At 48.3% G+C, this 25,108-nt stretch carries 26 protein-coding genes; 17 read left to right on the top strand and 9 right to left on the bottom strand.

Annotated features, from left to right (window positions below; translation table 11 throughout):
* The first annotated feature begins 13 nt into the window (after window positions 1-13).
* Both ABNN70_RS00415 and ABNN70_RS00410 read left to right on the top strand, forming a co-directional pair.
* Entirely contained in the window at window positions 14-949 is a 936-nt protein-coding gene (locus tag ABNN70_RS00415) for an L-lactate dehydrogenase (RefSeq protein WP_353948371.1), read from the top strand.
* Between the two features lie 422 nt (window positions 950-1,371).
* Window positions 1,372-2,445 carry a GGDEF domain-containing protein gene (locus tag ABNN70_RS00410; RefSeq protein ID WP_165364327.1) on the top strand — a complete coding sequence of 358 codons (1,074 nt, stop codon included), beginning with the start codon at window positions 1,372-1,374 and terminating at the stop codon, window positions 2,443-2,445.
* 60 nt (window positions 2,446-2,505) lie between these two features.
* Here ABNN70_RS00410 and ABNN70_RS00405 read toward each other — a convergent pair whose 3' ends face one another.
* The gene (locus ABNN70_RS00405; RefSeq protein ID WP_353948370.1) at window positions 2,506-3,705 is read right to left on the bottom strand and encodes a PrsW family glutamic-type intramembrane protease; all 1,200 of its coding nucleotides are present in this window, start codon (window positions 3,703-3,705) and stop codon (window positions 2,506-2,508) included.
* A gap of 144 nt (window positions 3,706-3,849) precedes the next feature.
* On the opposite strand from ABNN70_RS00405, the gene ABNN70_RS00400 reads away from it, so the two are divergent.
* Together ABNN70_RS00400 and ABNN70_RS00395 are read left to right on the top strand one after the other, a co-directional pair.
* Window positions 3,850-5,175, top strand: coding sequence for a C1 family peptidase (locus ABNN70_RS00400; protein WP_353948369.1), 1,326 nt, complete (start codon window positions 3,850-3,852; stop codon window positions 5,173-5,175).
* 370 nt (window positions 5,176-5,545) lie between these two features.
* The gene (locus ABNN70_RS00395; RefSeq protein WP_353948368.1) at window positions 5,546-6,793 is read left to right on the top strand and encodes an MFS transporter; all 1,248 of its coding nucleotides are present in this window, start codon (window positions 5,546-5,548) and stop codon (window positions 6,791-6,793) included.
* A gap of 86 nt (window positions 6,794-6,879) precedes the next feature.
* On the opposite strand, the gene ABNN70_RS00390 is transcribed toward ABNN70_RS00395, so the two are convergent.
* The gene (locus tag ABNN70_RS00390; protein ID WP_353948367.1) at window positions 6,880-8,406 is read right to left on the bottom strand and encodes an AMP-binding protein; all 1,527 of its coding nucleotides are present in this window, start codon (window positions 8,404-8,406) and stop codon (window positions 6,880-6,882) included.
* 260 nt (window positions 8,407-8,666) lie between these two features.
* Here ABNN70_RS00390 and ABNN70_RS00385 point away from each other — a divergent pair, with 260 nt between their 5' ends.
* The 4 genes from ABNN70_RS00385 (at window position 8,667) to ABNN70_RS00370 (ending at window position 10,411) form a co-directional block, all read left to right on the top strand.
* Window positions 8,667-9,251 (top strand): C39 family peptidase, encoded by a 585-nt coding sequence (locus ABNN70_RS00385; RefSeq protein ID WP_353948366.1) that lies wholly within the window; start codon window positions 8,667-8,669, stop codon window positions 9,249-9,251.
* Window positions 9,252-9,349: 98 nt separating this feature from the next.
* Window positions 9,350-9,709 carry a histidine phosphatase family protein gene (locus tag ABNN70_RS00380; RefSeq protein ID WP_353948365.1) on the top strand — a complete coding sequence of 120 codons (360 nt, stop codon included), beginning with the start codon at window positions 9,350-9,352 and terminating at the stop codon, window positions 9,707-9,709.
* Window positions 9,673-9,942 carry a histidine phosphatase family protein gene (locus ABNN70_RS00375; protein WP_353949463.1) on the top strand — a complete coding sequence of 90 codons (270 nt, stop codon included), beginning with the start codon at window positions 9,673-9,675 and terminating at the stop codon, window positions 9,940-9,942. The genes ABNN70_RS00380 and ABNN70_RS00375 overlap by 37 nt, the downstream gene beginning before the upstream one ends.
* 217 nt (window positions 9,943-10,159) lie before the next feature.
* A complete protein-coding gene (locus ABNN70_RS00370; RefSeq protein ID WP_353948364.1) occupies window positions 10,160-10,411 on the top strand; it encodes a hypothetical protein in 252 nt (83 codons plus the stop codon).
* Between the two features lie 167 nt (window positions 10,412-10,578).
* On the opposite strand, the gene ABNN70_RS00365 is transcribed toward ABNN70_RS00370, so the two are convergent.
* Window positions 10,579-11,517 carry an aldo/keto reductase gene (locus ABNN70_RS00365; protein WP_353948363.1) on the bottom strand — a complete coding sequence of 313 codons (939 nt, stop codon included), beginning with the start codon at window positions 11,515-11,517 and terminating at the stop codon, window positions 10,579-10,581.
* Between the two features lie 213 nt (window positions 11,518-11,730).
* Between ABNN70_RS00365 and ABNN70_RS00360 the strand changes: the two genes are divergently transcribed.
* The 7 genes from ABNN70_RS00360 to ABNN70_RS00330 all read left to right on the top strand — a co-directional run bounded on the left by ABNN70_RS00360 (window position 11,731) and on the right by ABNN70_RS00330 (window position 17,147).
* On the top strand, window positions 11,731-12,378 hold the full coding sequence (locus tag ABNN70_RS00360; protein ID WP_353948362.1) for a class I SAM-dependent methyltransferase: 648 nt from the start codon (window positions 11,731-11,733) through the stop codon (window positions 12,376-12,378).
* Window positions 12,379-12,407: 29 nt separating this feature from the next.
* The gene (locus ABNN70_RS00355; RefSeq protein ID WP_353948361.1) at window positions 12,408-12,872 is read left to right on the top strand and encodes an ASCH domain-containing protein; all 465 of its coding nucleotides are present in this window, start codon (window positions 12,408-12,410) and stop codon (window positions 12,870-12,872) included.
* A 51-nt stretch (window positions 12,873-12,923) separates the two neighbouring features.
* Window positions 12,924-13,436, top strand: coding sequence for a GNAT family N-acetyltransferase (locus tag ABNN70_RS00350; protein WP_353948360.1), 513 nt, complete (start codon window positions 12,924-12,926; stop codon window positions 13,434-13,436).
* Between the two features lie 39 nt (window positions 13,437-13,475).
* Entirely contained in the window at window positions 13,476-13,931 is a 456-nt protein-coding gene (locus tag ABNN70_RS00345; protein ID WP_353948359.1) for an HIT domain-containing protein, read from the top strand.
* A 513-nt stretch (window positions 13,932-14,444) separates the two neighbouring features.
* Window positions 14,445-15,254 carry an ABC transporter permease gene (locus ABNN70_RS00340; protein ID WP_353949462.1) on the top strand — a complete coding sequence of 270 codons (810 nt, stop codon included), beginning with the start codon at window positions 14,445-14,447 and terminating at the stop codon, window positions 15,252-15,254.
* 16 nt (window positions 15,255-15,270) lie between these two features.
* Window positions 15,271-16,068, top strand: coding sequence for an ABC transporter ATP-binding protein (locus ABNN70_RS00335; RefSeq protein ID WP_353948358.1), 798 nt, complete (start codon window positions 15,271-15,273; stop codon window positions 16,066-16,068).
* 2 nt (window positions 16,069-16,070) lie between these two features.
* Window positions 16,071-17,147 (top strand): ABC transporter substrate-binding protein, encoded by a 1,077-nt coding sequence (locus ABNN70_RS00330; protein ID WP_353948357.1) that lies wholly within the window; start codon window positions 16,071-16,073, stop codon window positions 17,145-17,147.
* 43 nt (window positions 17,148-17,190) lie between these two features.
* Here the strand turns inward: ABNN70_RS00330 and ABNN70_RS00325 are convergent, their stop codons facing one another.
* The 5 genes from ABNN70_RS00325 to ABNN70_RS00305 form a co-directional block, all read right to left on the bottom strand.
* Window positions 17,191-18,567 (bottom strand): hypothetical protein, encoded by a 1,377-nt coding sequence (locus ABNN70_RS00325; RefSeq protein WP_353948356.1) that lies wholly within the window; start codon window positions 18,565-18,567, stop codon window positions 17,191-17,193.
* 568 nt (window positions 18,568-19,135) lie between these two features.
* Window positions 19,136-19,711: a PepSY domain-containing protein gene (locus ABNN70_RS00320; protein WP_353948355.1), complete on the bottom strand. Its 576-nt coding sequence runs from the start codon at window positions 19,709-19,711 to the stop codon at window positions 19,136-19,138.
* A gap of 108 nt (window positions 19,712-19,819) precedes the next feature.
* The gene (locus tag ABNN70_RS00315) at window positions 19,820-20,599 is read right to left on the bottom strand and encodes a PepSY domain-containing protein (protein WP_353948354.1); all 780 of its coding nucleotides are present in this window, start codon (window positions 20,597-20,599) and stop codon (window positions 19,820-19,822) included.
* Window positions 20,596-21,960, bottom strand: coding sequence for a HAMP domain-containing sensor histidine kinase (locus tag ABNN70_RS00310; protein ID WP_129929500.1), 1,365 nt, complete (start codon window positions 21,958-21,960; stop codon window positions 20,596-20,598). The genes ABNN70_RS00315 and ABNN70_RS00310 overlap by 4 nt, the downstream gene beginning before the upstream one ends.
* Before the next feature lie 4 nt (window positions 21,961-21,964).
* Window positions 21,965-22,645, bottom strand: coding sequence for a response regulator transcription factor (locus ABNN70_RS00305; RefSeq protein ID WP_129929499.1), 681 nt, complete (start codon window positions 22,643-22,645; stop codon window positions 21,965-21,967).
* 239 nt (window positions 22,646-22,884) lie between these two features.
* Here ABNN70_RS00305 and ABNN70_RS00300 point away from each other — a divergent pair, with 239 nt between their 5' ends.
* Entirely contained in the window at window positions 22,885-23,361 is a 477-nt protein-coding gene (locus ABNN70_RS00300; protein ID WP_129929498.1) for a flavin reductase family protein, read from the top strand.
* 72 nt (window positions 23,362-23,433) lie between these two features.
* On the top strand, window positions 23,434-24,477 hold the full coding sequence (locus ABNN70_RS00295; protein ID WP_353948353.1) for a low specificity L-threonine aldolase: 1,044 nt from the start codon (window positions 23,434-23,436) through the stop codon (window positions 24,475-24,477).
* Window positions 24,478-24,538: 61 nt separating this feature from the next.
* Here ABNN70_RS00295 and ABNN70_RS00290 read toward each other — a convergent pair whose 3' ends face one another.
* Entirely contained in the window at window positions 24,539-25,096 is a 558-nt protein-coding gene (locus tag ABNN70_RS00290) for an AAA family ATPase (RefSeq protein WP_129929496.1), read from the bottom strand.
* Window positions 25,097-25,108: the final 12 nt, after the last annotated feature.

Genomic DNA, 25,108 nt, shown 5'->3' with positions numbered 1-25,108 from the left:
TGGAGATAGATAGATGAGAAAATATGCCATCATTGGTCTCGGTCACGTTGGCGCGGCCGTTGCCTTTACCCTGGTATCAAAAGGAATTGCTGATGAACTGATTCTGATTGACAAGAATGAGGAACTGGCCCGGGCTGAACAGCTTGATCTGCAGGATATGCAGGGCCGGATTGAAACACGGACGATTATTAAAATCAATGATTACAGTGAACTTGCGGACGCAGACATCCTGTTTATTACTGCCGGTAATATTCTGGCGTATCAGGAGAAACAGGCGCAGGGCAATCGCTGGGCAGAATTCGTATACACCAAAGAAATTGTAAAAGACATTGCCCCTAAAGTTAAAGCTTCCGGGTTCCGAGGCGTTGCCATTGATACGATGAACCCATGTGATGCGATCACGCAATATTTCCAGGAAAATACCGGACTCAGCCGTCAGCAGGTCTTTGCAACGGGGACTTTCCTTGATACGGCGCGGATGCAGAAAGTTGTGTCCGACGAGTTTAATTGCGATCCGAAGAACGTCAGCGGCTATGTTTATGGTGAGCATGGCCAGTCCCAGTTCACGGCATGGTCTACGGTTCGTGTAAATGGCCTGGACATTACAGCGCTTGCAAAACAGCGGGATCTGAATCTGGATGATCTGGAAGAAGCAGCACGCCGCGGCGGCTGGGAGGTCTATAAGGGTAAAGGGTATACCAGCTGGGCCATTGCAACCTGTGCGGTTAAACTGAGCCAGGCGGTGCTCTCTGATGCCCATGCCGCCTACATCTGTTCCTGCTACAGCGAAAAGTACGGAACTTATGTCGGGCAGCCGGCCATCATCAGTAAAAACGGGATTGAAGAAGTTACGGTTCTGCCGCTGACAGATGAAGAGGAAGCCAAATTCAAACATTCGGCAGATACGATTAAAGAAAAATTCCAGACGTTTAATGAACAAGTTAACTGAGTGAACGGACAGAACCGTTGACACTCGTTCCATATGAATACAAGCTCGCTGGCTGAGATCCGATGGTTCATCGGCATCCGGCCGGCGAGCTTTTTATTCTCCTGAAGTGCAACGCCTGGTGATAAAAGGGCTCCGGGGGGGTTGCCCTCCCTGGATCTGTAACACCGGAATCGGTGACATGCGTCTGATGTCCTTGCCGGAAGCGGACAGGTGAAAATAGTTCACACGGATAATAGGTATTAAGTTATAATAAAAAGGTCCTATAAAACTGGAAAAGGGTTGAATCCGTGAAATAGATTAACAGACTGACCGGTAGCGGTTTCATCTGTTATTGAAGATCAATGAGATGCGGCCAACGCAGCTGTCTGTAAGAATCATTGGGCCGTTATTGATCATCACCCGAGCAGAGGATGATTTATGATATGAGACATGTTTCCAAAAAACAATGGGCAGAGCTGTCTTCCGAAGAAACCGGGGGAAACAGAAAATTTTCTGCTTTTTGCCATACGATGTTTTCCTTCACTTTTCTCGCCCATATTTTATTTATGCCGATATTCTATATGCTTGGCAATCCGGTCGTTCTCATAAATAATATACTGGCTGTAATCATTGACTTTTTCTGTCTGCGGCTGAATCGTGCGGGCCGGACCCGCCTGGCAGGTATAATCTGGACGATTGAGATCGTCGCCCATTCGACAGGCTGCATCATTGTCTACGGTTGGGATCAAGGATACTATTTTTATCTGCTCGCCCTGGTGCCGATTGTGTTTTTTTCGGGATTTTCAGGTATTCTGCGCCTGATGCTGACCAGTACCCTTTTTTCGGTCGCACTTTTACTTTTCTATACTTCAGAAATTTTCCCACCCATTACAGAAACCAATACGGCTATGACGCATTTTATGTATCTGTCCAATGTACTGGCGAGTTTCACTGGATTGTCCTATGCTTCCTTCTACTATCTGAGGTACTCCGAACAGTTGGAGCACCGTCTGATACACCTTGCACACACGGATTCACTTACTGGCATTTCCAATCGGGGATTTTTCGAAGGGTCTGTTCAGGCAGAACTGCAATGGCATCAGGATAATGGATACCCTTGTGCGTTCATTCTGTTTGATATTGATGATTTTAAGGGCATGAATGATTCATACGGTCATGCTATGGGAGATCTGGCGTTGAAACAGGTGACGGATATGAGCCGGAGTGTCCTGCGAAAAGGGGATCTGATCGGACGCCTTGGCGGTGAGGAGTTTGGGGTTTTTCTTCCGAATACGGATCAGAACGAGGCAAAACAGGTGGCCGAGCGGATCAGACGCAAGATCTATGACAGCACGTTTCAGACATCCAGGGGTATTGGCGCTCATCTGAGCATCAGCCTCGGGTTAACGATTCCGAGGACGGATTATGTGGCGCTTCCTGAATTGATGAGGCGTGCGGATCGAGCGATGTATCAGGCGAAAAGGAATGGTGGAAACCGTGCAGCTCTTTTTCTCTAATCATAAAATCAGAATTATAAAAAAGAGCAGGCGGAGATGTCCTGCTGTCCGTTCTCATCTTTAATGACCTGTTTCGCTGTGAATCATTCGCGTGACCTGCCGGAGACCGCTGTTCATCAGGATCAGAACGATGAACCAGCCGATTGCAGTCAGCACAATGACTTTGAGATCAGAGCCATTCATGATCGGCATATCCCATACGGCATGCAGAGCAACAGCAATGGCGAAGAATGTCAGGAAATGCCGCTGCATGAAATGACGGGAGTGAAGCGGCTGATCCTGTTTGACGATCATGAGCGCCGCGCCGGCGATGGCCGTCCACAGCGTATGGGTGCCGACAACTGTCCAGGAGCGTTCGAAAATCACGTCCAGGAACGATGTATCGCTCAAGCCAAACGCCTGAAACAGGTAAACATAGCCTGCGGTCTCGAAAGCAGAAAATCCGGCCCCGATCGCCGCACCGATCAGGAGCCCGTTCAGGACGTAACGGGAATTGAGCCGGTAAATGAACCAGGCGGCGATGAGCATCTTCCCGGTTTCTTCGATCACTCCGACACCGATTGCGCTGGTCATCGTCAGCTGATCAAGAGGCACGATACTGTAAAGAAACAGGGAGACCAGTATGGAAGCGGTCCCGCCGACAAAAAACATTTGAACGACACTGAATATACTGATGTTTCGCGGTACATTCGTTTCAAAAAAGAAGACGACCAGGGAAAAGGGGACAGCGAAGGAACCAACCAGAATCAATCCCGGAAGCGTCACTGGATTTCTCAGGCTGATGGCACACACATAGAGTAATCCGTAGACGATCATTGAGACGAGAAACACGCGGAAGAACAGCCAGGGTTTCGGCCAATCCGCAGAAATATCTTTCACTTTTGGCGTGGTATAGACGGTCCCGGCAATAAATATTTTTTCACCGTCTTCTTTCGTATGCTTTTTGAATACCTCAGAAAAAATATCTTTCAGACTCAGGCTGACCGGTCCCGTTTCTCCGGTCATCTCGCTGATTCGTCGGGCAGCGGCACGGATAAGACTGCCTGTGGCATGCGGGGCTTGCGCACTGTTCTTTCCGCTTTGTGCTTTCATCAGAGCATGCAGATCCGACGCGGCGAAGGGCACCCAGTCCGTCATCCCTCTGGCGATGATCTGCGTGTTTCTGTTAATCTTTTGATCTATAGCGAGGCGAATCATTTGATCAGATGAGAAAGGACCTCTGACTTCTGAACCTGTGGAATAAAACCACTCTTTATCCAAACGAACCGCACCTCTTTATTTTATCTCTGAAATTCGCTATCTCTTATTATACGACAGGATTCGTGTTGCTGATGACGTCTGCTTGCTTAATCGCGTGTGTGCGTTATATTTATTAAGGAAGACTTCTATAAAGGAGAGTTTGTCATGTCTCATCCATTAACCAGTCAGGAAATAAAAGCATTACATAACCATTTTGCGGATCATCCGAGTTCGGCGGTTATTCAGAGAGCAGTGATGCGCAGCGGCGTGTTTGAAGCCAGTTACAATCCGGAAGCAAGGAAAAAGCTGAATCGTGTTTTTTCAGTCGAAGTCGAGACAGGAGAAGTGACGAACCAGCGTAACAGTGGACGCTGCTGGATGTTTGCGACACTGAATACACTCCGCCATCAGTTCGCAAAGAAGTATAAAGTGAAAGATTTTGAGCTGTCACAGGCTTATCTTTATTTCTGGGATAAAATTGAACGGGCGAACATCTTTTATGAGAAAATCCTGAGGACGGCGGAAAAAGAAGCGAACGACAGGGAAGTCCGTTTTTATCTGACTGAACTGGACGGACCTGCGGGTGACGGCGGTCAATGGGCAATGGCGGCAGGGCTGATACAGAAGTATGGGGTCGTTCCTGCTTACGCAATGCCTGAGACGTTTAATACAAATGATACCACCGGATTCCGGGAAACCCTGAATCTGAAATTGCGTCGAGACGCAAAAATTCTGCGCCAGTTAAAGCAGGATGGTGCCGATGAAAGTGAACTGAGCGGGCAGCGTCATAAGATGCTGGAGGAGGTCTACCGGATGACTGCGATGGCGGTTGGTGAGCCGCCGGCCACATTCGATCTGGAATACAGGGATGATGATAAAAAACATCATCTGAAGAAGAATCTGACCCCGACAGCATTCCTTCATGATTACTTTGATATGGACCTTGACGATTATGTTGTTCTGACCAATTCACCGGATAAGGAACTGAACAAAAGCTACAGCATGCCGGCCCAGGACAACATCATTGAGGGAAAGCCGATCATCTTCGTCAATGTCGAGATGGATGCCCTTCGGAAAGCTGCCGTCGCACAGCTTAAAGATGGGCAGACCGTCTGGTTTGGAAATGATGTACTGAAACAGATGAATCGCAAGGAAGGACTGCTGGATACGGAGCTTTATAAAACCGGCGAGCTTTTCGATGTTGACCTGACGATGAGCAAAGCAGATCGCCTGCGATACGGTGAAGCCTCGGTGTCACATGCCATGACTCTGACCGGCGTTGATCTGGATGGAGAAAAGGTCCGGCAGTGGAAGGTTGAAAACAGCTGGGGCGAAAAGAATGGTGAAAAAGGTTACTTTGTGATGAGTGACAGCTGGTTTGAAGCGTTCACTTATGAGGTTGTTGTCCGCCGCAAATACCTGACGGAGACGCAGCGCAAAATCGCAGATATGGAACCGGTACAACTTGCTCCCTGGGATTCACTTGCCTGAATCCTGTTGACTCTGTAAGAGACGGATTGACTCGCGGCCTGCTGCTTTTTCAGCAACAGGCCGTTTTTCTATGAAGGCCAGTAAGAAAAATGATGGTCGGAATCCATTTTCCATTGCCCAAATGGTTTGCACCTGCTATGATAAAAATGTTATGGATTGAAAAAATGGAGGGTTGTCTTATGACAGCATCACTCAGATTGAGAAGAGCCGGTCTTGTCCGCTAATTTCATAAGCTATCAGCTTCGACAGCGCCTGGCGCAACGGGATCAGTCTTTCCATGTAATAACCTCATGTAAACGTCATGACAGAGAGGATTGACGGCCTCTCTTTTTTGATGCGTTCAATATGATACGGAAATGAGTGATATAAGATGAATACAATAAACCCTCCTTTGAAAGAACACTGGCTGAAGAACATTATTCTGTTTTTGAGCAGCCAGACGATCTCGCTCTTCGGATCTTCCCTGGTACAATACGCCATGATGTGGTACATCACACTTCAGACGAAGTCCGGTATGATGATGACCCTCTATATCATTTGCGGATTTATACCCACTTTTATTCTGTCCCCGGTGGCAGGTGTATGGGCGGATCGCTATAACCGAAAACATCTGATTATTTTATCTGACGGACTGGTCGCCGTCTCGACACTTATACTTGCCCTCTTTTTCCTCATGGGATACAACGCGATCTGGCTGCTGTTTGTTATGGCAGCGGTCCGCGCCTTCGGAACAGGTATTCAGACGCCGGCAGTCGGCGCGATTCTGCCGCAGATTGTCCCAAGGGATAAACTGACAAAGGTCAATGGAACCAACGGAAGTATTCAGGCGGTGATTATGTTTATCTCTCCGATCGTCAGTGCAGCACTTTTGTCCCTGGCGTCCATTGAAATCATCTTCTTTATTGATGTTGTGACTGCCGCCATCGCAATCAGTACCCTGCTCACATTAGTGAAAATCGCACCTCATGAGAAAGCGATGCAGAAGCAGACGACAAGTTATCTGAGTGACTTTAGAGAAGGTTTGCGGTATGTGCGTGATCATGCTTTTCTGAAGCAATTTTTTCTTTTCTTTGGTTTGTTTTTTGTCTTAATGGCTCCTGCTGCATTTCTGACACCTCTGCAGGTGACACGGACATTCGGCGGCGATGTCTGGCGTCTGACAGCAATTGAAATTGCCTTTTCTGTCGGTATGATGGCCGGCGGCGGGCTGATCGCAGCCTGGGGCGGTTTCCGAAACAGAACGAAAACGCTGGTTTTCTCCACTCTGATTATGGGTATCTGCACTTTCGCGTTAGGCGCTATTCCGGTTTTCTGGATTTATCTGGTCTTTATGACCCTATTCGGCGTTTCTATGCCGATGCTGAATACACCGACAACTGTTATGCTGCAGGAGAAAGTTGAGGAAGGTTATCTCGGCCGGGTGTTCGGCGTCATGGGGATGATTTCTACATCGATGATGCCGATCGGTATGCTGATCTTCGGGCCCATCGCCGATTTCATTAAAATCGAATGGCTGCTGATCGGTACCGGGGTCTTCATCTTAATTCTGACGTTCCTCATGGGACGTGATAAGACCCTGGTCACAGCGGGTGAACCGGTGCCTGAACAGACGGCCTGAGGATTGTGCTTCCGACAACGGAAAATCAGGTTAAAGAAAAAGGATGGCTGAATCTGCCATCCTTTTTTGCGTGCTCCTGTATGCTTTCATTCTTCTTTTTTGGCCAGTTTCTCAAGTACCCAGTAATTGGGTTTCCCGCTGCCGAGCAGTGGCACTTCATCAATATGTTTGATTTCGGAAGGAATATAGAGCAGAGACATTTTCTTATCCTTGATGAACTTTTTAAACTTCCTGACCGGGACATCTTCTTTGGTCGTGAACAGAATGATTTTTTCTCCCCTGCGCTTATCGGGGATACTGACGGCGTAGAAAACTGATTCGCCGAAGCATTCTAGTGCCAGTTCCTCAACTTTATTTAATGAAATCATTTCTGCAGCTATTTTTGCGAAGCGTTTTAACCGGGAAATAATCCGAATATATCCATCCTTATCAATCTCAGCGATATCACCGGTATTATACCACTCTCCGCACGGAACGAATCCTTTTCCATGGATGAGGTAGCCCTTCATAACATTCGGCCCCTTAAGTAGCAGGTTACCGCCTTCATTCACTCCTTCCACTTTGGAAATCCGGGCTTCCATCAGGGGAACGAGACGGCCGACCGTTCCTTCTTTATGGTGCTGCGCGGTATTCAGAGAAATAATCGGCGACGTTTCGGTTGCTCCGTATCCTTCCATAATTTGAATGCCAAACTTATCGCGGTAGGTATCTCTGACATCTTTCTGCAGCTTTTCACCCCCGCAGACGACAATTCTCAGAGTATGAAGCTGCTCTCTCGTTGCATATTTTGCATAATTCTCGAAAAAAGTATTGGTCGCCACAAAAAGTGTACTTTTGTCTTTTTCAACGATCTTCGGGATTTCCCGGTAATGGAGTGGTGACGGGTAGAGAAATACTTTTACATTCCCGACAACCGGAAGGATCGAACCGACTGTCATGCCAAAAGAATGAAAGAGTGGCAGTGGGTTTAAAATGCGGTCCCTATCCTCATCGAGTGCGACATGATTAAAGACCTGTTTAATATTCGCATAAATGTTCCGATGTGTCAGGATGACCCCCTTTGGTTTCGATTCGGTTCCCGATGTAAACAGAATGACTTCCGACTGCTCCCTTTTCTTCAGACCGGACACTCTGGATCCGAATAATCCGGACAGCTTCTGAAATGTGGTGATACTGCTGCGGACATCTTCGAGGTAAACGACTTTAACCTGCTTTTCCATCTCTTCAATAACAAACTCGAGATCCGCCTTCTTCACAAATTCCCTTGATGTGATGACGGTCTCCATCGGTGAGACGGTTTCGATGCAGTCGATAATATTTTGCGTGCCCATCGTGAAATTCAGCAGACAGGGCTGCTGTTCATTTTTAAACAGCGCGAACAGGACAATCACCTGTGCGGCGACGTTCGGCAGAAAAATGCCCACCCTTTTCTCGCCCTTTACAATCTGATCCAGCTTACCGCTCATCACATTGACAGCGATTAAGAATTTTTTATAGGTTAGCGCAACGCTTAAATCTTCGATGATTACTTTCTTAGGATGTAATTTTGCCTGCTTCACCATCTCATCATACAGATTCACATGCTCAGGTATTTGCAACGTCAAAATGTCCACTCCCAGTTAAACAGTTTTTTAGTTTTATTTTTATGAATCAGTATAAACACAAATAAAGCCTTACCCATATTTTGCCCGAACGGGAAAAGATTATAATAAAGACTAAGATTATTATACTATATTGATATGATATACTACACGTATCTTCAGACAGATCGCCTGCATGGCCTGGAAAATGATCAGACTTTTGTCCATACGAATATATTACCAGTCGCCTTTGAAAAAAGCGAATAAAGCAGGAAAAACAGGAGGTGGACGTATTGACAGCTCTTTTGGATGTCCCTCTGATCCGGCAGCGACCGGAACTGCCGACCGGATGTGAGGCGGTCGCCCTGACGATGGCCCTTCATTATTATGGAGTAAATGTGGATAAGGAGACTGTGGTCCGGCAGATGCCGCGCGACAGCACACCGCTGATCGAAAACCCGGATGGTTCCGTGAGAAGCTGGGGCGATCCGGAAGTCGGCTTTGTCGGAGATCCTTATGGCGATGGTGTCACGATTAACCCGAAGCCATTAAAGCAGGTCCTTGACCATTATCGCGGTGGCGGGACGGCACTTTATGGAAAAGATTTCAAGGTTATTGAGCAGGCTGTTGGCGAAGGGAAACCGGTCCTTGTCTGGTTCACAATCTCCCATGAGATGCCGGTCATGCGATACTGGAAGACTCCTGCCGGAAAAATGTTTTTGCCCCGAGACCGCTGCACTGTATTGTCGTCACCGGCACAAATGATGATTTCGTCACTTTCAACGACTGCGAATCTACTGAGCGGAGCGGAAAAAATGTTCGGGTGGAAAAAGGAAAGTTCATTCGGATTTACGATGCAATGGGACGCAGAGCACTGATTGTAGGGTGAGCTGGGGACTCTCCGGAATAGCGCAGCACCATGAGGAAAGTAAGAAACACATTCTGATATAAAGATTACTTATGGGAGTGTCGCCAGATGACCATCATCTATTTTGTCCGGCATGCTGAGTCAGATGCCCGTGTCCACAATGACAGATGTCGACCATTAACCGGCAAGGGGTTGAAGGACAGAACACTGGTTACCGACTTTCTTCAGGATAAAGACGTCAATACTGTTTTTTCAAGCCCGTATCAGCGTGCGTTGGATACCATCCGTCATTTTACAGATAAAAAAGGTATGCCCATTCATCATGTTCCGGGTTTTCGTGAACGAACTATCGGACAATGGGTGGATGATTTTCAATCATATGCAAAAAGACAGTGGGCAGATTTTCAGTATAAGCTTCCTGCCGGGAAAGCCTGCAGGAAGCCCAGGACCGTGTTATCGGCTTCTTAAATATATTACTGCGTAACTATAGGGATCAAACGTTAGTCATCAGCAGTCACGGCACGCTTCTCAGTGTAATGATTCATTACTTTGATTCGGACTATGGATTCCAGAATTTTAAACTTATGAAGCATCTGATGCCTTGGATTGTCAAGTTTGTCTTTTCAAATGAGAAATGTATTTTAATTGAATCATATGATGTTTTCCAATCTGTGAAGCACGTGCTCTGGTCGGGTAACTAATATTTGTCAGAGAGGGAAAACCTATCCCCGTTTCTCCCGGTACTCATTATCGAAGCTCAGCTGATCCTGATCATACGGTATGATGCTCCCTCATGGTAGTCAAAACGACACAGAAATGCCATATTCACTGCGACCTGCAATATATCAGGGGAACGGTGAATTTGTATAATGAAGGTGTTTTCAGTTTGAGTGAATACGTTTAAGGGAGAGGATCCAGGTGGAAAATTATGATGCAGTCCTTGCTTTTTTTGAAAAAGCTGCGGGACCTGCAAATGCGGGTGCTGTAGCTGAAGCAACCGGGATTGACAAGAAAGAAGTCAGCAAAATCATGGCAAAGCTCAAGAAAGAAGAGAAAATTGTATCCCAAAACGCTGCTACTGGGGAATTAAAAAATAACCATGATGAGATCTGCAGGCATCAGATGCTGATCCATGTGCTTTTATCCAAACGCTCTGGCTCGATTGAATAAAGTCAAACTTCAATCAGTGGGGGGCTCTTCATCTCCCGCTGATTGTTCGTTGAACTCATCGGGCTGGTGCGGGCCGTTATCCCCACCCGGGCCTGTCCGTTTATGCGGGATAAACGGCAGACTGCGGAAAAAAGAAGCGCCTCACAGCGCTTCTTTTTGGTCAGGGTTTATCGGGTTGAGAAGTTTTGGTCAATAAGATCATATTCTTCTTTTGACAGTTGAACATCCAGAGACTGGACAATGCCTGGTATCTGTCCGGCATTACGGGCACCCGGAATTACAGCAGTCAGATCAGGATTTTCCAGGTACCATGCCAGGACAACCTGAAGGACGTCAACATGGTGCCTGCGCGCAATCGGGCGAAGGGTATCAACCGCCTCCATCGTCTTTTGGAACGCCTGACCCGTAAATTTCTTATTTTTACTGCGTGGGTCACTTTCGTCAAACGTCGTCTCTTTGTTGAACTTGCCTGTAAGCAGTCCGGATTCAAGCGGGAAGTACGGGACAAAGGAAATCCCCGCGTCTCGCAAATAAGGGAATAAATTTATTTCTTCATCACGGTGGATCAGGCTGTAATAATTCTCAACCACATCCACATAACCGTCCTGATTAGCTTCCCTGGTCTGTTCTAATGAAAAATTGGAAATGCCGATGGCTCGAATTTTCCCTGCTTCTTTTAATTCCTGGAGGGCGCCGACTGCTTCACTTTTTGGTGTTTTTTCATCAGGAAAATGGATATAAAAAATATCGATATAATCCGTCTTCAGTCGTTTCAGAGCCTTGTCCACTGATTGTCTCAGAAACTGAGGATCATTATTTAGTACCATTTGACCGCTTGAAAAGTCATGGGCAGCTTTATCGGCAATAATCACCTGATCTCTTGGAAAATCCCTGATGACTTCTCCGATTAATTCCTCTGAGCGCCCTTTACCGTACATAAAAGCTGTATCCAGCAGTTGAATACCTGATTTCAGCGCGGCCCGAACGGTTTCCCGACCGTCTTTCTCCGATAAACCGGCAAACAGGTTATGGCCTCCGACTTTATTTGTCCCCAGCCCAAGTGGGACGGTTTTGACCTGGCTTTTTCCAATCGTCACGATGCTCATTCAAATACCTCCTTGTATTTCCCATCGCCATTAATGTATCACAGTAATGAGTGAAAATCGTTTTTCATGCATCAGAATTGACGAATCAGGCACGCCTGTTCAGATTTGAAATAAAGTATCTGCCTGTCACCTGTAGCTTTTTACCTGCTGTCATTGTACAATCAATTTCATATGAGGCGAATGTGCCGCATGCGTGGTTAGGGGGCATGATGCATGCAAAGCCAGAAAGACTACTGGAATAAAGTGGCAGGTGATAAGCGGTTTACTACTCCTTTTCGATTGGATCTTTTTTCCAGGTATGTATCGAAAGATGATAGAATACTGGACTATGGCTGCGGCTATGGTCGAACGTTATCGGAGTTGAGCAGCCGTCATTTTACTCATTTATACGGGGTTGATTTCTCAGAAGAAATGATTCAGCGTGCCCGGTTTAATGAATCTGACGAAATGAAGCTTTCTGCCATAAACAGCGGCAAGTTACCTTTTGAGGATCACACTTTTGACGCGGTGCTGCTGCTTGCTGTTCTTACCTGCGTCCATAAAGATGAAGAGCAGGACGCAATCATCAGCGAAATCAAGCGTGTTTTAAAACCTGGCGGCATCATTTACGTGAATGATTTTCTGATAAATGCCGATGAGCGAAATGTCATGCGGTATAAAAGGTACGAACAAAAATATGGGGCGTATGGCGTCTTCGAATTACCGGATGGTGCGGTCCTGAGGCATCATGATGATGAACGTGTAAAAATCTGGACAGAGGGTTTTGAGGATTTAGTATATGAAAAGGTTGTTTACAGGACAATGAATGGACATTGTTCAAATGGTCTCGTTTACATAGGAAGAGGGAACAAAAATCAGTAAAATTCGCCCAATCGGAGGAGTGCGTATCCATGACGAACGATAAAGCAATTCAGGCTTTCTGGAACGATTTTAAAAAGAGGCAGGGGTTCACGCATAACAATTATCAGGCCTGGGCGTTTGGCAATACGCCTGATATGGCTGATGAACTGGCTGATCTTGTTGTTAAAGGGATAAAAACAGCAACAACCTCAGCCCGTGAACTCTATGAAAAGGGCGAACCCCTTCCGCAAGTCGGCGAGTTCAACATGATTCTTGATGGCAGCGGTGACCCTGTGGCAATGACCCGAACCGTTGTTGTAGAAACTCTTCCCTATCGCTTAGTCACCTGGGAGCATGCCTGGCACGAAGGGGAAGGGGACCGCACACTGGCATATTGGCGCCGTGTCCATGAAGCCTTTTTCAAACAGGAATATGCTGAAGCCGGGGTGACGTTTACCGAAAACATGCCATGTGTCTGCGAAGTTTTTGAATTGGTATATAAGAAGGGTGATTAAAAAATATGCGGTGCCGGCTGATGAAGTCCACACAGGTATCGGGGTGATTCAATGTTGACATTAGTTGAACTGACGCCAGAACTTGAAGACAATTATAATGATTACTTATCGGAATGGAAAGAGTCCGGGGAAAGGGTTGTTCCAGAGGCTTCGGACAAAGGAAGTCACACCTGGTCGCAATTCCTGGCGGGCCTGGAAGAGGGAAAAACCGATGTGGTGCGCAGGCGTGACTGGGTTCCGGCAACCTTATACTTTTTGGCGGACGATCACATGCGCCTTTATGGGGCGGTGCAGTTGCGCCATGAATTGAATGACGCTTTACTCGATTTCGGCGGGCACATGGGTTATGGCATTCGCCCTTTGGAACGGCATAAGGGCTACGCAACCCTGATGCTGGCCATGGCACTGAATAAAGCACGCAACCTTCAACTCACACGTGTGCTCATCACTTGTGATAAGAATAATATAGGTTCTGCGAAAACAATCACCAATAATGGCGGTATCCTTGAAAATGAAAGGCAACATAAAGAGCGGATCACTCAGCGCTACTGGATCGAACTGTAACAGAATGACTGAAGAAAACAGATGCTGGAGGTGACAGCCGTGAACTGGAGAAAAAACAGAATTGAATCAGCAAGAAACGGAACGAATCCGATGGTTCTGGCCCAAATGAAAAGCGGCTACGCGGTCATTGGCGATACGCAGTTTCTGCCCGGCTATTGCGTCCTGCTTCCGAAAAAAGAAGTGTTCAGCCTGAATGATTTATCAGTCTCTGAACGCTCGCAGTTTCTAACGGATATGAGCCTGATTGGAGACGTCATCATCGATGTCTGTCATCCGATACGTGTCAATTACGATATCCTGGGCAATACTGACGCGTTTTTGCACGCTCATATTTTTCCCCGGTATGAGTGGGAAAAAGAAGAGCAAAGAAAAAAGCCGGTGTGGCTCTATGATGCCTCCAACTGGTTTGATGCAGACAAACAGTTCAACATGGAAAAACACGGAAAACTGAAAAATGAGCTCGCCAGGAATCTGTCGACAGTGTGTGAAAAATGAATACCCGGGTGAAAAGCCGGGTGAAAAGAAGGAAAGGAGCGCCCGTGCCGGCAAGGTCAGGGAGTAAATTGAAGCAAGCGATGAACCGCATATAACCGTTTTCTCACCATGAAAACTGCTTAAAACCCACGCATAATACAAAGATCAGGGATACCTTCACCATACAGGTGTCCCTGATTTTATTTGCCTTCATTTCATCGATTCTTTAACAAATCTAAATCACACAGGCAAAAAAGTTTAAGTGACCGCTGTCATGGTCACATAGAACGGAGTCTCACTAATGAAATGCAATGGCAACTATGTTTTCACCTTTGATTCTAATGAAGAATATAAAAAGTTGAGTACACACGATTCTGCACTCCATCATTTCAGGCAGCCCACTTGGCGTGTCCGGTCGAAAAACAAAGGTGAATTTTGTCCACTTCTGTTTTTCAGCCTTTCTTTATATATATAAATGATCAGATAAATCGAGGTGTTGTTCACTTGGAGAAGGAGACAAACAGGATTGAAACCATGAGTGAACAGGATAAAAAAATGATTGAGAGTGAGCGTGAGGAATGGCGCAGACGCAGGCGGAGAGGACGGCTGAAGCAATCGCTGACGATTGCCTCTCCCGTTTTCCTCTTGATGATCTGGGAAATACTCTCACGAACAAATCTTGTCGACGCCCGTTTCTTTCCGCCGCCGACTGAAATTATCGGTACCTTTATCGATCTGATGGCATCCGGCGAACTGTTTAACCATTTAACAATCAGTCTGCTGCGGATCGCCGGCGGTTTTTTCCTCGGCGTCATTCCGGGCATCATCATCGGTCTGTTCATGGGTCTTTATAAGCCGGTAAAACTGTTTGTGCAGCCGATTGTCATGAGTCTGATGCCGATTCCGACCATTGCCCTGCTTCCGATTTTCATCATCCTGTTCGGGATTGGTGAAGTATCGAAAGTGATCACTATTGCAACAAGTGTCTTTTTTCCTGTCGTGATCAATACAGCGGCGGGGGTGATGGGCATTGACAGCATCTACATGGATGTCGCAAGAAATTTCGGAGCAACAGGCAAGGACTATATGCTGAAAATTGCATTGCCCGGCGCACTGCCTGTCATGTTCGAAGGGATTCAGATGGGGCAGGCGATCGCCCTTCTGACGATCGTTGCCGCCGAAATGGTCGGCGCCACGTCAGGTATTGGTTACCTGATCTGGACCTCGTACAGTGCATTTGTCATGAAGGAAATGTACGTTGGTCTCGTTCTGATCTCTTTCTTCGGCTACCTGTTTTCGCTTGGCGTCCGCGCCCTGCAGAGCAGAATGGTCCCGTGGCAGTAAGAGGAGGAGAGATGCCATGTCAGATGTAAAAATCACTGTCGATGATGTTTCAAAAGTTTTTTATAAGAAGGGAGGCAGTACGGCTGCATTGCGCCATGTCACCCTCCAGGTACGGGAGGGGGAATTTGTCTGCCTGCTTGGACCGTCCGGCTGTGGTAAATCGACATTACTGCGTATCCTGGCCGGCCTGGAAAAGCCGAGTTCAGGCTCTTTTACAATCCGGCCCGGTTCCAGAGACCGCCCGCTTCAGTCGATGGTTTTTCAGGAAAACGGGGTCATTCCCTGGATGACGGTGTGGGAAAATGTGGCATTTGGGCTGAAAGTCCGCGGTGCCCCAGGATCGGTCGTCCGCTCCCGTGTAGAGGAATATCTGGAAAAAACCGGTCTGAGCGAGTCCGCCCGTCTATATCCGAAAGAATTGTCCGGCGGAATGAAGCAGCGGGTATCAATTGCCCGGGCTTTTGCCAATGACCCGGAAATTTTGTTGATGGATGAACCCTTTGCCTCACTTGATGAACAGAATAAGATCATACTGCAGGAGGAACTGCTCACCATATGGGCGGAGACGAAAAAAACCGTTGTCTTTATCACACATAACATCGATGAAGCACTGCTTCTGAGCGACCGGATGGAACTGATGTCGTCCCAGCCGGGGACGATAACAGAGTCTATCGATGTCCGTCTCGATCGCCCGCGGACCATTGAAAAGGTGCGCGCGGACAGTGGCATGGCGAAGCTGTTTGTGAAGATTCACCATCATTTGCGGCAGGAAGTCACGGCTTCCCGCACGGCAAAAAATAAGGAGGATATGTAAAGATGTCCAGATGGCTGAAGGGATTTTTCATTCTCACACTGATTTTTCTTGTAGCATGCGGGAGTGATCAGACCGACGATAAGCCGGCAAAAAAAGTCGATCTGCCGGGGAATCTTACACCACTTAAAGAGCGGGCAAAAGTCGTGATTGCCGAAGACGGGTCGGCCTCAGGGGCGGGATTTTATATTGCGGAGAAGCTGGGCTACTTTGATGCTTATAACATTGACGTCTCTTTTACCACTTTTACAAACAGCGATGATATGCTTCCGGCTCTGGCTTCAGGCAAAATCGATATTGCCGGCGGCATTTCTTCGGCTTCCTTCTTCAACTCCATCGCTCAGGGCATCAATGTGAAGATGATTGGCGACAAAGGACATAATCTTCCGGGAAATGCCTATTTCAGTTTCGTCATTGGCAAGGATAAGCAGGATGAGATTAAAGATTATCAGGATTTGAAAGGGAAGAAAGTGGCTGTTTCCACAGAAAATGCGGTGGATGACTACATCTATCAGAAAATGCTGGAAAGCGCCGGGCTGACGCGGAAGGATGTCAGATTTGTGCTGATGCCGGACTTCGGCAATATGCTTTCGGCGATTGCCAACGGATCGATTGATGCGGCGCTGCAGATTGAGCCGGAGATCACGCAAGGCGTCAGCGACGGGATTCATGTCCGGCTCGGTGATGCGACGGATTTCGCTCCAGATGCCCAGATCGCCATGGTGCTGGCTTCACCGGAATTTGCCTCTGACCGGCGCGATGTTGCGGTTCGCTTTATGGCAGCCTATATTCAGGCGCTTCGGGATTATAATGATGCTTTTGTAAAAAAAGGTGAAAACCTCAATCAGATCATAGACATCATGACGGAATATACGCCGCTGGATGATAAAGAACAGTGGAAGCAAGTCGCGGTGACGGGCCTTGATCCGGATGGACGGCTGCGGGTTGAAAATATTGCTGATCAGTACCAGTTTTATCAGGACAGAGGAGCGATTGTCGGCAAGGTGAATATGGAGGATGCTGTAGACATGAGCATCGTCGAAGAAGCGCTGCAACATATCGGGACCTATGACAAGAAGTAAAATGGAAGGGTGAGGGCGGAACTCATCCGTATTTTTTTCCAAATCACAACAGCGTATAGAGCAGTTGAATCATCACGGTCAGCATCACGAGATAACGCCACGTAAAGGAGAAGTTCCACTTCGACAGGGTGAACGGCTTCTCATTAACGATTCCGGACATCATACTGAGAGTCGCATTATAAGGTCCCATCAGAAAAGCCGGAACCGCGCTGCCGAGCATGGCCACGGTGATGACAACAGGTGTGTGAAAAAAAGAACCGGAGTGAACAGAACCGGCTATCAGGGCGAGACTGACCGCCGGATGCAGCCCGAGAAAAGCCAGGGCGAACGGGATCAGCGGCAGAACCACCAGAAAAACGCGCAGATCTGTCCGGCGGATGACGATGGCCACCCATTCAGTCAGGGTCGCATCTGCTCCGGAAACGTGAAGTGTGGTGATGAAGAATCCCGCGGACAGAAAGATAAAGAACGGATGGACCATTTTCGGCAGCCAGGTGTTGAAATGATGCCGGACAGCCGGGAAGAAGAGCGCTCCCCGCCTGATCAGCAGGCACCAGATGCCGGAAAAAGGCAGAACCAGCAAGGTGACAAGGAAAAGGAAGCTCTGTTTCAACCATTGATCAAGAAGGATAATCAGCCCGTTCAGAATGATCAGCGCCACGGGAATGTGAATCAGTCGGTACGGACGATCACGCAACGCCCGGGCAGCTGCAACTTCTGTTCGGGTATTTCTTACGGGTCCGGATTCGGCCCGTCTGAGTATCAAACCTGCCGTCAGCCAGTCCAGAGTCAGTCCGGCGGCACTGAGCCCAATCAGGTAAGGCAGCACAGGCGCATATTCAGTACCGGTCAGATCAAGAACGGTACCGACGATCGGTGTCAGTGGACTCCAGACAAGCGGCATCGCGTAGCTATGTGTGATGGCCCGGGTCAGAAAGCGTTTCTTTTTCCCGATCGGATAATCCCCTGCGGAGCGGGCAATGGTATCATAAGTGAGCGGGAGCGCGGCAAGATTCATAAATGAGCTGAAGAGATAAGCAGCTGCCGAGGTCAGTAGATACAGACTGTTTGTTCCGCGGAGCCTCTTTCTGACCAGGTGACGGATCTGTTCCGCATAATCGCCAAAACGGACAGGAAAGGTGAGGATCGGAATGAAGGCAAAAAGGGTGACCATCTGGATCATGTCTCCGAATGATGTGACGTACGCTGCTGGCGTGATACCGGAACGGGCCAGAAGAAGGATGCCGCCAGCGAGAAAACCGAGCCCGAAAAACAAGACAGGTCCACGGACGGCAGGCAGACTGGTGAGAACGGCAAGCAGGCAGAGTACGGAGACCGCAGTGTCCGGAAAATCAGAGGCGGGGAGGAGTGTGGCGGCTATATAGCTCAGCATAGCGGCCAGATATAAAAAACGATTCATCATCCACCCCTCCCGCACGTCTCTTTAGCTTTATCATGCATCGAAAAGCAAAAATAATCCGGACGCGCGGATCCGTGGCGGCAGGGGGGACGTTATCTGCTTTTAATGAAATTTTCTTCCGGCCGAAATACTGAGCCTGTAAATATAATCCTTCTGCTTAATAAGCGGAGATTTTCCGCCTTAATGCAAAGTAGAACGGGTTTCGAAGTGTAATAAGCGGAGAAATTCCGATTAGACAATAAAAAATTCCCCCTTTTCATGGTTTTTGAGCCAATAGGCGGAATCCCTCCGTCTATTGCAGTTCGCTGTTATCCTTTTTACTTAAGTTAAGCAGAATTTTTTCGCCTAATGTATAGAGCCGCCTGGCAGTAGTGTCGGGCCTGCTTTCTGCGCAACTTCCGCAATCGGCCGGGCAAAAACATATCCCGCCTGAACGGGCAGTTCCCCCTCAGGGTTATGAGGGGGAAAAGAACAGGCCCGGTGGGGATCACTGCCCGTAGCAGCCCGATGGGTTTAACGAACAAAATCAGTGGGGGATGAAGAAAGCCCCACTGATTGATGTTTCACTTTAATCCTCTTCATCATCTTCGTCATCGTCGTGTTCACCGTCATCATCATGCTCGCCTTCATCATCATCTTCAGCGCTCTCTCTGTCATCGTCATCATCACGTTCAGCGGTTACTTTTCCGGTTTTGCCGTCTACAGTGACTTCTTTTTCGTGGTGGTTCCTGTCGTCAATCTCGACTTCATATTCCACTTTTCCGTCATCACTGTCCCGGTCCAGTTCGGTAACCTTCCCAGGGATTGCCTTCACAGCTGCTTCTGCCGCCTGATCAGCAGAGACGACATCAGTTTCCGGCTTCCTCTGCGTCTGCTTTTTAGCATCATCATCTCTCGAATCGTCATCATTTTCGACGCGGCCGTCATCGCCCTTCAGATCGTCGTCATTTTCTGCACGTGTGTCGTCGTCCTTCAGATTGTCGTCATTTTCGGCACGGCTGTCGTCGTCTTTCAGATCGTCATCGGTATAGACGACGGCTTCATCTGCCCGGGATACATCCGGTGAACTCGCAAGTAAGCTGAAAGTGGTGCCTGCCAGAATGAATACCCCGAGAATTGCCAATGCTGCCAGAATTTTTTTCATTTCCATTTCCTCCTTGTTTTCTGGTACATTTTTATCTTAGTCTGAGGAGATTAATGGAAAGCGAGCGTAAGATGAGAAAATGATGAGAAATGAAGACCTGCATCAGGATCAATCCTCTTCATCGGTTTCATTTTCATCCTGTTCATTTTCACTTTCATCCGTTTCATCATCTGCGTCGTCATCATTCCAGCTGATTGAGGTTTTCCCACTGTAGGCATGGACATAGACTTCTGCCGTCCCCTTACCGGATTGAATGGTCACCTGATATTCATATTGATCATCATTTTCTTCAAGACGGGACCGGATGACGGTTCCTTTCACTTTTTTTAGTGCGAGCGTTCGTGCCTCCTGTTCACTGATCACAGTCTTTGGTTCTTTTTTCTGCTCCGGGGCAGGCAGCGCCTGTTCGCTTATAATGGCTCCGTCTGCCGCACCAATCTTCAGTTCGGTGGTGTTACTGCCTGAGCGGGTCCGGACAGTGTAGACCGCCCGGCCCTCCAGTTCACCTTTTTCAACAGACAGAATGGCTCCACCGGTTCGCTTTGTCGCAATGGATCCTGCCTGTTTTTCGGTGATCGTCTCAGGCGCGGGTGCGACAGATGAGGCGTTCTTTGTTTTTTTCAAAGCCACAGTACTTCCGGTTTCGGCGTCAAGCGTCAGCTGGTACTCCCCGCGCGGATGCCTGAGAGCCATGAGGTACACCTCACGTCCGTTTTGATTCTCCAGCCGGACTGAAAGGATTTTTCCACCATATCGTTCAACGGCAGCACTTGCGATCCGGTCTTCAGGAATCCGTTCTCCATAATCCATGGCCAGTGCAACACCGGCTGCGGTAACCAGGGTGAAAAGGGTCAGGCCGGCGATCCACCCTGCTTTTTTCTTCTTCATTTATTCAACTCCCTGTGAAGTGGCAGAAGGACAATGACACACGTCCCGATTCCTTCGACACTTTGCAGTTTCATCCGGCCTTTATGGGCGGAAACAATATGCCGTGCAATGGCCAGACCGAGTCCTGATCCACCGGTTTCCCGGCTGCGCACTTTATCTACACGGAAAAAGCGGTCGAACACTTTCTCCTGATCTTTTTCAGGAATACCTGTGCCACGGTCTTCCACTCTGATTTCAAGGGAATTATCGTCAGTCCCAATCCGGATGGTGATCGACTCTTTGCTGTACTTGATGGCGTTGTCGAGTAAGATCACGAGCAGCTGGCGGATTTTCGCCACATCCATGTCGCAAGGCAGGCTGGTAAACGTGGAGATCGTCCGGATGTGTCGATCGTATACCTTTCCCATCTGCCGTCCCGTTTCATCTGCGAGCCGGATGATATCGACCCGCGTCACGTCAAGGGTCCATTCATCATCACTCTGTGCAAGCAGCAGCATCTGTCCGATCAGGGACTTCATCCGGAGGGCTTCCGAATGGATCGCCTGGATGGCTTCATCCAGTACGTCCGGCTTTTCACGGCCCCAGCGTTTCAACAGCGCAGCGTAACTTTCGACGACGGTCAGCGGAGTTTTCAGTTCATGTGAGGCATCTGAGACAAACTGCTTTTGTTTTTCAAAACTGTGCTCCAGTCGGTCAATCATCCGGTTAAAGGTATCTGCCAGCTGCTGCAGCTCATCTTTTGATTTGTTTTTCCATTTGATTTTCTGCATCTGGTCCCCCTGCTGAATTTTCTCCATTGTCCGGATCATGGCATGAATCGGATTGAGAATCAGCCGGCTCAGCATCTGAGTGGTGAAAAGAATTGGAATCAGGATGATCAGAGAGGTCAGGGCGAGTACAATCTTCAGCAGGTTCATGTTTCGGCGGATGGCATCGATGTTCTGGATGACCTCGAGACTGACAATGGATCCGTCGCGCCAGATCATCGGAACAGAGGCGATGACAGAAAGTTTGCCTCCAATCTCCTCCGTGCGCTTCGTCTCTCGATCGTGAAAAACAGTTGGAACCCGGTTATAGGAAGAATCGGTTGCAGCCGCAATTTTCACTTTTGCAGCCCTGGTCACCAGGCGGATCATGCCGTCTTCAGGCAGATAGCCGCGGATCAGGTGCTCCGGGTCCACCTGCGCGGCGTTTTCTGCATTCAGCGTGATCATGATGTTGCCCGCCTGCCGGGCGACCCGATCCTGTTCGCCGTGGACGGTCATGGTGTAAAAAAGCAGATAAATGGCCAGGTTTGTCACAAGCAGGGTGATCAGAACCAGTCCGGTGGTGAGCACCTGAATCCTTGTTTTCAGCTTCATCACATTACTCCTTCAGAACGTAGCCGATACCGCGTACCGTATGGATCAGAGGCGCGTCGAACCCCGCATCCACTTTTTTCCTCAGATAACGAATATAAACGTCAACGACATTGGTGTCCCCGTAATACGCATAACCCCAGACGTGCTGCAAAATCTGCTCCCGATTAAGAACCTGCCTGTGGTGCCTGATCAGGAAAAGCAGCAGATCAAATTCACGTGGCGTAAGCTCAACGGACTGGTCACCACGCAGGACTTCCCGTGTTGACGGATTGAGCGTGAGGTCACTGACTTTCAGGATTTCATCTTCTTCCTGATTCGTGTGGAGGGTCCTCAGGCAGGCCCGGATACGTGCCAGCAATTCTTCAATCACAAACGGCTTGGTAATGTAATCGTTCGCCCCCTGGTCGAGCCCGCTGACCTTATCGATCACGGAATCTCTCGCCGTGACCAGAATCACCGGTAAGCGTTTATCTTTCGCGCGAATACGCCGCAGCACTTCCATGCCGTTCAGTTGCGGGATCATGACGTCCAGCAGAATCAGATCCCAGCCGCCGTTCTGAAACTCTTCCAGAGCCCTTTCTCCGGTTTTGACTTTTTCAACGGAATAGCCTTCGTGCTCCAGTTCCAGTTGGATCACACGGGCAATTTTTTCCTCATCTTCAACAATCAGAATGTGTTTGTTCAACCGCTTCCCCTCCTGATCTGACGATCTACAGTCATTTTACTGGAAAATCGCTTACAGGTACCAACAGAGCGATCAGGATGCATGTTCAGTGTACGAAATTTGTCAAAGAAAACGATGAAAAACAGATGAAAATCTGATGAGAAACCGCAGCCGGACACTGGAATTGGCACAGGAGATTGACCTATAATAAATTGTGAATATGACGAAATAGTGAAAATAGATCAGAGGGGAGATTGAAAATGGATAAAAAAGCAAAAAAGCTGGCGCTGCGCGGCATTACATACGGACTGTATCTGATTGGGACAAAAGATGACAGCGGGGTGAACGCCTTTGCCGGAAACTGGCTGACCCAGACCTCGTTCGAACCGCCGCTGGTTGCGCTTGCCGCCAAAGCTGGCAGCCGGTCGCAGCAGCAGATTGCCGCATCCAGTGTGTTCACCGTGAACATACTCGAGACAGGGCAGAAGAATATGGTCATGGCCTTTTTCAAAGCGCTTGAACCGGAAGAGCACAAACTGGCCGGTTATGAATTCTATACCCGGGAAACCGGATGTCCGATTTTTAAGGATGCACTCAGTTATTTTGAATGTAAAGTCACAGATCGTATCGAAAAAGGCGATCATTTCATCTATATCGGCGAAGTGATCAATGCCGGCGTACATCGTGAAGGCGATCCGCTGACGATGAAGGAAACCGGTTTTTATTATGGGGGATAAGCATGGAGACCGGATCCACTGATCTCATCATAGAGTCTATGAAAAAATGAACAGCTGAGATGGAGGAAGGGCATGTACAGTTTCAAAAATGATTATAGTGAAGGCGCACATCCAAGCATTCTCGAAGCATTAACCGCAACGAATCTGGAACAGAGCGAAGGCTACGGGGAGGATGTTTACTCGCAGCAGGCGATCAGTCAGCTGAAGAAGCGGCTCGGCCGGGACGACGCAGCGATTCATTTCCTGACTGGAGGGACCCAGGTCAATTTAACGGCGATATCCGCCTTTCTCCGTCCGCATGAAGCAGCCATTGCAGCGAAAAGCGGTCATATTAATGTTCATGAGACAGGAGCGATTGAAGCAACCGGTCATAAAGTTGTGATCGCTCCGTCAGATGATGGCGGGAAGCTGACCCCTGCGGATATCAGGGAAGTTCTGGAAATCCATGAAGATGAGCATATGGTGAAGCCAAAACTCGTCTATATCTCCGACACAACGGAAGTGGGCGCCATTTATAAGAAAAAGGAACTCGAAGCGCTGCACGATTTCTGCACTGCCCATCATCTGCTCCTTTATCTGGATGGAGCGCGTCTCGGTTCCGCCCTCACTGCGAAGGGAAACGATCTGCAGCTGAGTGATCTGCCGCAGCTGACCGACGCCTTCTATATTGGCGGGACGAAAAACGGGGCACTGCTTGGCGAAGCACTCGTGATCGTCAATCCCGACTTAAAAGAAGACTTCCGCTATATGATCAAGCAGAAGGGGGCGATGCTCGCCAAAGGCAGGCTGATCGGTATTCAGTTTCTGGAACTGTTTCGTGACAGCCTGTATTTTGACCTTGCCGCACATGCCAACCATATGGCCGAAAAACTGTGCAGCGGCATTGAAAAAGCCGGATTCAGCTTCCTGACGCAGTCCCCGTCGAACCAGATTTTCCCCATCTTTCCCAATGCACTCATTGATGAGCTGCGGAAAAACTACGCTTTTTACATCTGGTCAAAGATTGATGAGGATCAGTCATCCGTAAGGCTCGTGACTTCGTGGGCAACAAAAGAAGAAGCCGTCGATGCATTTCTTAAAGATGTGGACAAATATGTAAAAGACGTAAATCAGTAACCATCCTTCTGTGCAGTGATAGTGAATGAAAAAGGCCCGGACGTCAGCCCGGGCCTTTTTATCACAAATCGAATTGTTGCTGAATAATTTGCGCTGCTTTTTCCGGACTGAGATGCATCGTATTGATCCGTAGATAATTTTTCTCCCGGATTTCTCCGTCATGTGAGTTCAGACGATACCTTTTCAGTGAATCGAGCAGATCCTGTTCGGACTGGCTGATATTGCGTTTCGTTGGTTTGTGATTCAGCCGGTTCGGTGTCCGGTTACGCCTCAGTCTCTCTTTAACGTCAGCTTCCAGTTCCACAAAATAGATCTCTCCGCCGGTTTCCCTGAAGATCCGGCAGATGGTTTCCACATGATCCCAGTCTTCCTGCTGATTGAAGGCCCACACCGTGGTGAATATGATCCCGTACAGGTTGCTTTTTGCTACCGACCTGAAGATTTCTTTACGGAACAGGTGGCACAACTGCCACATTTCAGGAGTAAACCCAAACAGCGGGACAAGCAGATCAATCGTCATATGGTTGTGGAACAATTTCAGACCGGTCTTTTTCGCAAGTTCCTGACCGACTGTCATTTTTCCTACGGCCTGAGGGCCGAACAGCAGGACAAATTTCAATAGATCTCCCCC

Origin of the sequence: Sporolactobacillus sp. Y61 (assembly GCF_040529185.1) — a bacterium.
Taxonomy (GTDB): Bacteria; Bacillota; Bacilli; order Bacillales; family Sporolactobacillaceae; genus Sporolactobacillus.
The sequence above is the reverse complement of the archived record's forward strand: the minus strand, read 5'-3'. Positions and strand labels throughout refer to the sequence as shown.

Excerpts from the sequence above, each read along its gene's own strand:
- ABNN70_RS00415 (WP_353948371.1), top strand. The coding sequence starts at position 14 with ATGAGAAAATATGCCATCATTGGTCTCGGTCACGTTGGCGCGGCCGTT.
- ABNN70_RS00410 (WP_165364327.1), top strand. The coding sequence starts at position 1,372 with ATGAGACATGTTTCCAAAAAACAATGGGCAGAGCTGTCTTCCGAAGAA.
- ABNN70_RS00400 (WP_353948369.1), top strand. The coding sequence starts at position 3,850 with ATGTCTCATCCATTAACCAGTCAGGAAATAAAAGCATTACATAACCAT.
- ABNN70_RS00395 (WP_353948368.1), top strand. The coding sequence starts at position 5,546 with ATGAATACAATAAACCCTCCTTTGAAAGAACACTGGCTGAAGAACATT.
- ABNN70_RS00380 (WP_353948365.1), top strand. The coding sequence starts at position 9,350 with ATGACCATCATCTATTTTGTCCGGCATGCTGAGTCAGATGCCCGTGTC.
- ABNN70_RS00365 (WP_353948363.1), bottom strand. The coding sequence starts at position 11,517 with ATGAGCATCGTGACGATTGGAAAAAGCCAGGTCAAAACCGTCCCACTT.
- ABNN70_RS00360 (WP_353948362.1), top strand. The coding sequence starts at position 11,731 with ATGCAAAGCCAGAAAGACTACTGGAATAAAGTGGCAGGTGATAAGCGG.
- ABNN70_RS00355 (WP_353948361.1), top strand. The coding sequence starts at position 12,408 with ATGACGAACGATAAAGCAATTCAGGCTTTCTGGAACGATTTTAAAAAG.
- ABNN70_RS00350 (WP_353948360.1), top strand. The coding sequence starts at position 12,924 with ATGTTGACATTAGTTGAACTGACGCCAGAACTTGAAGACAATTATAAT.
- ABNN70_RS00340 (WP_353949462.1), top strand. The coding sequence starts at position 14,445 with ATGAGTGAACAGGATAAAAAAATGATTGAGAGTGAGCGTGAGGAATGG.
- ABNN70_RS00335 (WP_353948358.1), top strand. The coding sequence starts at position 15,271 with ATGTCAGATGTAAAAATCACTGTCGATGATGTTTCAAAAGTTTTTTAT.
- ABNN70_RS00330 (WP_353948357.1), top strand. The coding sequence starts at position 16,071 with ATGTCCAGATGGCTGAAGGGATTTTTCATTCTCACACTGATTTTTCTT.
- ABNN70_RS00325 (WP_353948356.1), bottom strand. The coding sequence starts at position 18,567 with ATGAATCGTTTTTTATATCTGGCCGCTATGCTGAGCTATATAGCCGCC.
- ABNN70_RS00320 (WP_353948355.1), bottom strand. The coding sequence starts at position 19,711 with ATGAAAAAAATTCTGGCAGCATTGGCAATTCTCGGGGTATTCATTCTG.
- ABNN70_RS00315 (WP_353948354.1), bottom strand. The coding sequence starts at position 20,599 with ATGAAGAAGAAAAAAGCAGGGTGGATCGCCGGCCTGACCCTTTTCACC.
- ABNN70_RS00310 (WP_129929500.1), bottom strand. The coding sequence starts at position 21,960 with ATGAAGCTGAAAACAAGGATTCAGGTGCTCACCACCGGACTGGTTCTG.
- ABNN70_RS00300 (WP_129929498.1), top strand. The coding sequence starts at position 22,885 with ATGGATAAAAAAGCAAAAAAGCTGGCGCTGCGCGGCATTACATACGGA.
- ABNN70_RS00295 (WP_353948353.1), top strand. The coding sequence starts at position 23,434 with ATGTACAGTTTCAAAAATGATTATAGTGAAGGCGCACATCCAAGCATT.